Genomic DNA, 1445 nt, shown 5'->3' with positions numbered 1-1445 from the left:
GAGGTAGGGGGGGTGGGGGAGGGAAGAACAGGAACAGAAGTTTTTTCCGATCATTACCCGTTGAAATAAATTTGACGAACTACTAGTACAAAACGGCGTAAATAAACCAACCATTCTAAATCCTCCAAAAGCCTATACTGTCTTCATTTTGACTTTTGACTTTTGACTTTTGACTTCCGCCTTGCGGTACTAGTAGTCTGTCAATATTTGTGTTAACGAAGTTTGAAAGTATTGCTAACAAACGGTTATAAAATTTAATAACTCACAATTTCAAGCTTGACAGACTACTAGTAGTCTGTTTCACTTTTGCCTCTTGCCTCTTGCCTTTTGCCTCTTGCCTCTTGCCTCTTGCCTTGCCATAACGACGATTTTCAATGCTAACCTACTTATAAGTTGCCACTTTCTTCGCTACAAGCCAAAGATTAGATATAGCATATTTCAAACATACTGTTTCTTTGGAAGCATGACAAGAAACCTTAACTGTTTGTGTTTTCACATCATCTTTTATAAGTTTGGCGTGGTAAGTGTAGAGAGTACCGGGAGGTTGTTCAAAACTCAACTCACCAATAATTGTATGATTATCTAAGCTTTTTTCGATGATTTTACCTGTTACTTGATAGTTAAACCAATCCCAACCTAAACGCAGCATGAGTTCTCTTTCCAAGATTTGGAGGGGATTTGGCAATATTCCCCAACCACGATAAACTTTATGTAAACATTGTATATCCCCAGTGTGAGTAAGAATTGATTTAAAGGTATCTTGATCGAGGATGCCATAATATCTTCCTTGGGGAAAATCTATGGCTGTGGGAGCAAATCTATGTCCTCCAAAGTGACTCGATTTCCAAATTCTGGTGTGATTTAACTGTAAATCAGCAATTGTATTTTGAGAGTAAAAGTAAAAAGGATTGCCATATCTAGCACAACATTGATCATGGCTTCCATGAGTACATATTAAGATATCTCTGGTAATACTAGATTCTATTTCATAATCAACACTTATTCCTGCTAACCATTTACTGACAATGCCGGCGACTTGTTCAATATTTGGTAATTTAAATTCTTGTTTTCGGTATCCTTGACTTAATCCCTGTTGCTGTTGATAAATTAATAGGGTTGTTTCTTGTCGTCTATGGGATTCATCATTGGCAATTAATAGAAACCGAATTGGTAGTTGATCGCGGGTTATATTTTCTACTAAACTGCGTAAGTTATCTGGTACCCATTTAGATTCAAAGGCTTCATAAACCCAAGGGGTAGGACATTCTATTAAAATGTAAGTTTGGTAGTTGGTAGCACTACCAATGATATCTTCTCGGATTTCTCGTGAATTATCTGCACAAAAAAGTTTATTCATTTAGACTTACTCAAGTAGAAAGTTAATGGTCAATGTTTAGATAAAATCCTGATTTTTTAAATTGCTTTTGCTTAAATAAATCCTATTG

1 protein-coding gene is annotated in these 1445 nt (G+C 36.1%); it reads right to left on the bottom strand.

What is annotated here, in order from left to right; all coding sequences use genetic code 11:
* Positions 1 to 382 precede the first annotated feature (382 nt).
* Entirely contained in the window at positions 383 to 1357 is a 975-nt protein-coding gene (locus tag IQ228_RS25995) for a sucrase ferredoxin (protein WP_193965004.1), read from the bottom strand.
* Positions 1358 to 1445 lie beyond the last annotated feature (88 nt).

The organism is Dolichospermum sp. LEGE 00246 (assembly GCF_015207865.1).
Lineage (GTDB): Bacteria > Cyanobacteriota > Cyanobacteriia > Cyanobacteriales > Nostocaceae > Dolichospermum > Dolichospermum heterosporum.
The sequence above is the reverse complement of the archived record's forward strand: the minus strand, read 5'-3'. Positions and strand labels throughout refer to the sequence as shown.

Coding starts and splice junctions, on each gene's coding strand:
- IQ228_RS25995 (WP_193965004.1), bottom strand. CDS start 1,357: ATGAATAAACTTTTTTGTGCAGATAATTCACGAGAAATCCGAGAAGAT.